This is a genomic window from Paraglaciecola hydrolytica (assembly GCF_001565895.1).
Taxonomy (GTDB): Bacteria; Pseudomonadota; Gammaproteobacteria; order Enterobacterales; family Alteromonadaceae; genus Paraglaciecola; species Paraglaciecola hydrolytica.
On the sequence record NZ_LSNE01000002.1, the window covers coordinates 380139 to 385066 of the forward strand.

The window sequence follows — 4928 nt, forward strand, 5'->3', positions numbered from 1 at the left end:
AGCCATGGGGAAAAGTTTGAAATCAGCGGTCTACCAAACATGCATAGTTCTAATGGTTTTTGGTGCATTGTTCCTAGCTATTCCCCCAATTCCGTCTGTGGATGAAGGGCATGGCTATGATACTTTCCCAAATCCTACTTTGTTTATTGGGTTGGTGCTTATTGGTAGCGCAGCACTATTAAGTGTTAAATACCTTCAATTTCCTAAGGTGTTTTGGTGTTTATTCGGTGTCGCTTACATTCTTTTTTCTTTGGCTATTCACGCTAGAATTTGGTGGTAAAAAATGGCTTATAACAAGTTTGTTAAGTTCGCCCAACGAGTTGGGCTGGGACGCGTAAACAGCACGCGCCCCTTACAAAAGCGTTAGGCATATATGGAGTTTGTAAGTTAATTATGCATAAATTCAAAGTCGATATAATGATCTTTACTTCATTTATGCTTTTAGCGTCAGGTTGGATGTATTACTCAAGAACTAGTGAAAATGTTGGGGAAATTGATTTAAGTGCTTCTCAATTTTCATGTAAGAAAAACAGTAAATTCGACAATTACACTGGATATTTCCATTTAGGTTCAAATGAATACTACCTAAGTAGTAATTTCAATTCCTGTGACGATTTCAAAAATTTATTTTCGGGTAAAAAATTGATCGGTCGCTATCTTCAAGGCAATCATTTAATTATCGACTTTTATGTAAATGACAAGGCATATTACGAATCAAGTCTTAATCAAACATTTTTAACAGCGTTATTTATAAGTTTTATTAGCTGGGCATTTCTTAGAATTCCAATAAAGAGGCTTTTGCGCAAGTATGCCTAACAAAAACATCATGGTGGGAATTTTACTCGCTAAAACAACGCTCCTAAAATCCCCATATGTTAAGCGTTATATTCCGTTGGAGGCAGCGTGCGCTATTTAGCTCTTTTGATGTATTTTGTTGTTCCGTCATTGATTGCCTGCATGCCTTCATTACCTGAGGGAGCCACAATTCAATATTTTCCTACTCCTAAGTTCAATCAGCTCACAGACGTTGAAGAATCGGAAGGTGAAGTTAGAGCCGTCGTCACAATAAGTGGCAAAGGAAAGATTATATCAATAAGTTCTGTGCAAATAATGCCTCAAAATTTACCTGTAGAGCCAGTTTTAGCTGCTCTGCGAGAGGCTAGATTTTTAATGCTTTATGGACTGAAAATTAATGATACAGAAATAGTGTTACCGTTTGATATAGATAAAATTGAACCAATTCCAATTGATATCCCCAAGTTAGACATTGATGTAGATGGAATATAACAAGCGCCTAATGATCACCCAACAAGTTGGGCTGGGACAATTACTCGCTGCAACTTCGTTGCAAAACACTCATAATCGCCCCATAGGCGAGCGTTAGGTGAATCTTTGATTTCGTGGAATATTGCTAACTCTAAGGAAAGTCCAAATAGTTGGTACTTTCCATCGTTCGAAATTCAGGAGTATTTACTGCCAATAATTAATGTCGGTGGTCAAAATTTTAATGAATATGGCCAAACCAAATACTCAATAGAGGATTGTCGTCGGCTAATAAACACTATTCATTTTGCAAAAGAAACTTTAACTATGATGCCTAAAGCAGTTGTGAGATATGAAACCATTGAGAAAGGCTTGGCTTCATTAGATAAAAATGGAATCATCACGACATTAGATAATTTAAGCAGTGCGGCTGAATTAGCAATCAAGCAAGAAACATGTTTGGTGTTCTATGGTGACTAATTCACCTAACAAGCCAAGTCAGCGGGAATTTTACTCGCTGAAAAACGCTCATAAAATCCCCTGCTTGGGTCGTTAGTTGTTTCTCAAGTATTGGAGTAATTTAAAAGTATGGATGCTAATCAAATAAAGGTTTTGATTGACTCAATTAAAACTGAGTTACCATTTACACCTCCATTTCAATACAAGAAATTTGATGAAGAACCGTTTCCTTTAACATTTTCTGATAATGTTACCTACTTAGGTGATTGGTCAGCTCACTGCTTATATCCTTACTCAGAAATAGAATGGTTTTGTGTTCGACCTCAATATTTAAAAAGCATAGGTCGCTTAGTTCCACCTAAAGTTATTTCTTGCGAGTTAGAGTTTATTAACCTTCTACAAAAATTAAAGATTTCTTTCAAACAGGAGGGTGATAGTATTTTTATTTATGGTAATAAAAACAACTAACAAAAACATCATGGTGGGAATTTTACTCGCTGGCCTTCGGCCAAAAGCGCTCCTAAAATCCCCATATGTTAAGCGTTATGCGTAAAAGCACATGAATCGAGTATCAGAGTACGTAGAAAAATTGAAGGCCTTTATTCCAGAGTTTCCCGACTACTGGTCTTCGGAAGATGCTGCTTTCAATTTCGGCAAAGACTCAACGGTTCATGGAGTATTCAGCGATTTCAGCACTCTGGTAGTAGAAAGGCTTGAAGCTGGTACTCTCTCAAATGGGGAGCAGCTATTTTCATTTATAGAGTCAGTCTTGGCCGAAGGCGGTGATCCGGCAAATGCAGCATGTACTTGCTTCCTAGAAAATATATTAAATCGTATTCCAGGCCCAATAGATCCAAATGGTTTTGTTCCTTATTTGGGGCCAAAATCCAAAGAGTTTTGTCGCGGCTGGGATGAATTTACCGGGGTTAAAACAAGTGGCCTCTAAAGAAACGCATAACAAGGCGCTGTTGTCGCAGCCTTCGGCTGCCGGGACGGCCCACTGCGTGGTCCGCCCCAAAGCTTGGCGTTAGGGGTATAAGCTAATACCACAGATCATGGAATCGATGGCAAAAAAAATAATCATAGGAATTTTACTTATCCCTTTAGGTGTAGTCTTGATTCCAGTTTTGATGTGGGTTTTTCTGATAACTTTCTTTATCCGAACCTACATTAGATTGCGTCTTAGAATGGCATGGCCTAAAGCTAGGTATATTCTATTTACATATACCGATAGTGAAAGTTGGTCTCCCTATATTGAGCAAAATATTCTGCCAAAAATTGAAAGTTACGCTCAGATCATCAATCGCACTAACGAGCAGGATTGGAAAACTGAACATAAATTAGAGCGCAAGGCGGTCGAGGTGTGGTCAAGTATCAACGTTAATCCACTGGCTATTGTTTTCGAGCCTGGCAAAAAGGTAAAAGTAATACCTTTCTATGAGGCTTTCCGGGACCTGAAGCATGGAAAGCAAGAGCAAATTAATTCAAAGTGCCAGGAGCTATTTCAGTGCTTGCCGTCCTACCCCTAACAAACAAAGGCAGGTCAGGCCACTTCGTGGCCCGGGACCTCCTTACAGTCGGCCCCTGCTTTGGGCGTTAGCATCAAGGTGAAACATGGATGAATTCCTAGCAAAAATATATCTCGAACAAGCTAAGCAAGAATGCGAAAGATGCTTTCATTCCATTCAAATAATGAATGCAATTACCCAAAAGAAGCTTGATGATGACTTCTTTCAACATGCCCTTGATTTAATCCATCATGCCGCGGCCGTATCCCGAATCTTTTGGCCGCCTGGTGGGAAGAATAAGCAAAGTACTAAGCGAGCGCATCGCAGAGGTCAGGCGCTGCGGGATATGCTTCAGCTTCAAAGCGGTCATGCTGTTCAAAATCGTTCATTGCGAGACCACTTTGAACACTTTGATGAGCGTTTAGATGATTGGGCTGAAAACAGTAGAAATAGAAATATTGTTCATCGCCTTTTTGGGCCGCGATCTGCTATAGGTGGTGTTGCTATTCAAGATTCTGACATCATTCACCATTTCGACCCCGCAACAAAAATATTTGGTTTCAGGGGCGAACATTACAATATACAAGAACTCGCGACAGGGATTGATGATATTTATCAGAAAACGATAGCCAAAATTGAAGAGCTCGATGCTAACAAAGCATTGCAGCGGACAAGCCGCTGAATGCGGCGTTATGTTTTTAGGAACAAATGAATAAATTTATAGGTGTTGTCCAAATTATAGGTGCTGGCATCTGGTGCTTAATAATGATTCCAGTCGTATTTTTTGGAATTTTAGGCAGAGTATTTGTTACTTTTCCAGAGGCTATAAGTAGTGGAGATTTAACTGGGATTATTATTGGTATTTTGTCTGTGGCTTTTTCATTTTTAATGGTTTTTGTTACTTTCAAGTTTGGAAAGTCGTTAATTAAGTCTGCGATGAATAAGCTTAAAGGTAATAAGTCACTATCTACTTTAGAAATTGTAAAAAGAGAGCGGCTTGCAAAAACCAAAACATAACAAAACAATAAACATCATTCACTTCGTTCATTGGGAAAAAGCCTCGCTGGCACTTCGTGCCAAAGCATTCAGTTTTTCCCGTTATTGTAAACGTTAGGTAGCAAGGATGATCGTTAGGCACATAATCGAAGATCTTGAATCGGTTTTTGAATCATTACCAGAATCTAAAGAATTTGACTTAGCTTTTGCAAGCTACTTAGAAGACGACTCAGGGAAAATCGAATTTCGTACTATTGAGGCGTTTCATTGGGACGATGATGAAGAGTTTTTTCTAGTTCCTAGTGGTTGCGCCAAATATTACTCATTAGATCCAGTTCAGTTCAAAGCAGCAGATTTTCTAACTGCTCTTAAAAATAAAATTAACACAGAAATTGAAGAGTATTGTGCTTACGCAAGAGCACGTATAAAAATTGCTAAAGATGGTTCAACCGTTTCTCTGAATTCGCCACTTTGGGGTACTGGATACCATGAAAATGAGCGACTTTTATATTTCTACCACGGTAAGCAGCCAAACAATGCTACCTAACAAAAACATCATGGTGGGAATTTTACTCGCTGAAAAAGCGCTCCTAAAATCCCCATATGTTAAGCGTTAAATGCCAAAGGGAAGTATGTGCGATTGCCAACAACAATCTGACTTAGTTGAGATAAGTAATAATCACTCTGAGTTCAAATCCAAAC

9 protein-coding genes are annotated in these 4928 nt (G+C 38.9%); all 9 read left to right on the top strand.

Annotated elements, in window-relative coordinates:
• Positions 1–280: hypothetical protein (locus AX660_RS02495; RefSeq protein WP_235594635.1), on the top strand; the 280-nt coding region annotated here is incomplete at its 5' end.
• A 623-nt stretch (positions 281–903) separates the two neighbouring features.
• Positions 904–1287, top strand: a complete 384-nt coding sequence (locus tag AX660_RS02505) for a hypothetical protein (protein ID WP_131811750.1) — start codon at positions 904–906, stop codon at positions 1285–1287.
• A gap of 105 nt (positions 1288–1392) precedes the next feature.
• Positions 1393–1743: a hypothetical protein gene (locus tag AX660_RS02510; protein WP_068371975.1), complete on the top strand. Its 351-nt coding sequence runs from the start codon at positions 1393–1395 to the stop codon at positions 1741–1743.
• 108 nt (positions 1744–1851) lie between these two features.
• Positions 1852–2190 carry a DUF6678 family protein gene (locus tag AX660_RS02515; RefSeq protein ID WP_068371978.1) on the top strand — a complete coding sequence of 113 codons (339 nt, stop codon included), beginning with the start codon at positions 1852–1854 and terminating at the stop codon, positions 2188–2190.
• 91 nt (positions 2191–2281) lie between these two features.
• Positions 2282–2668 (top strand): DUF7674 family protein, encoded by a 387-nt coding sequence (locus AX660_RS02520; RefSeq protein WP_082768703.1) that lies wholly within the window; start codon positions 2282–2284, stop codon positions 2666–2668.
• A 118-nt stretch (positions 2669–2786) separates the two neighbouring features.
• A complete protein-coding gene (locus tag AX660_RS02525) occupies positions 2787–3251 on the top strand; it encodes a hypothetical protein (RefSeq protein ID WP_068371981.1) in 465 nt (154 codons plus the stop codon).
• A gap of 85 nt (positions 3252–3336) precedes the next feature.
• Complete coding sequence (locus AX660_RS02530; RefSeq protein ID WP_068371984.1) at positions 3337–3912, top strand: hypothetical protein; 576 nt, start codon at positions 3337–3339, stop codon at positions 3910–3912.
• Between the two features lie 26 nt (positions 3913–3938).
• Positions 3939–4247 carry a hypothetical protein gene (locus tag AX660_RS02535; RefSeq protein WP_068371987.1) on the top strand — a complete coding sequence of 103 codons (309 nt, stop codon included), beginning with the start codon at positions 3939–3941 and terminating at the stop codon, positions 4245–4247.
• A 106-nt stretch (positions 4248–4353) separates the two neighbouring features.
• Positions 4354–4773: a hypothetical protein gene (locus AX660_RS02540; protein ID WP_068371990.1), complete on the top strand. Its 420-nt coding sequence runs from the start codon at positions 4354–4356 to the stop codon at positions 4771–4773.
• Positions 4774–4928 lie beyond the last annotated feature (155 nt).

Bases quoted from the DNA above. Each gene is read 5' to 3' on its own strand.
- AX660_RS02530 (WP_068371984.1), top strand. From the start codon at position 3,337: ATGGATGAATTCCTAGCAAAAATATATCTCGAACAAGCTAAGCAAGAA.
- AX660_RS02525 (WP_068371981.1), top strand. From the start codon at position 2,787: ATGGCAAAAAAAATAATCATAGGAATTTTACTTATCCCTTTAGGTGTA.
- AX660_RS02535 (WP_068371987.1), top strand. From the start codon at position 3,939: ATGAATAAATTTATAGGTGTTGTCCAAATTATAGGTGCTGGCATCTGG.
- AX660_RS02520 (WP_082768703.1), top strand. From the start codon at position 2,282: ATGAATCGAGTATCAGAGTACGTAGAAAAATTGAAGGCCTTTATTCCA.
- AX660_RS02540 (WP_068371990.1), top strand. From the start codon at position 4,354: ATGATCGTTAGGCACATAATCGAAGATCTTGAATCGGTTTTTGAATCA.
- AX660_RS02515 (WP_068371978.1), top strand. From the start codon at position 1,852: ATGGATGCTAATCAAATAAAGGTTTTGATTGACTCAATTAAAACTGAG.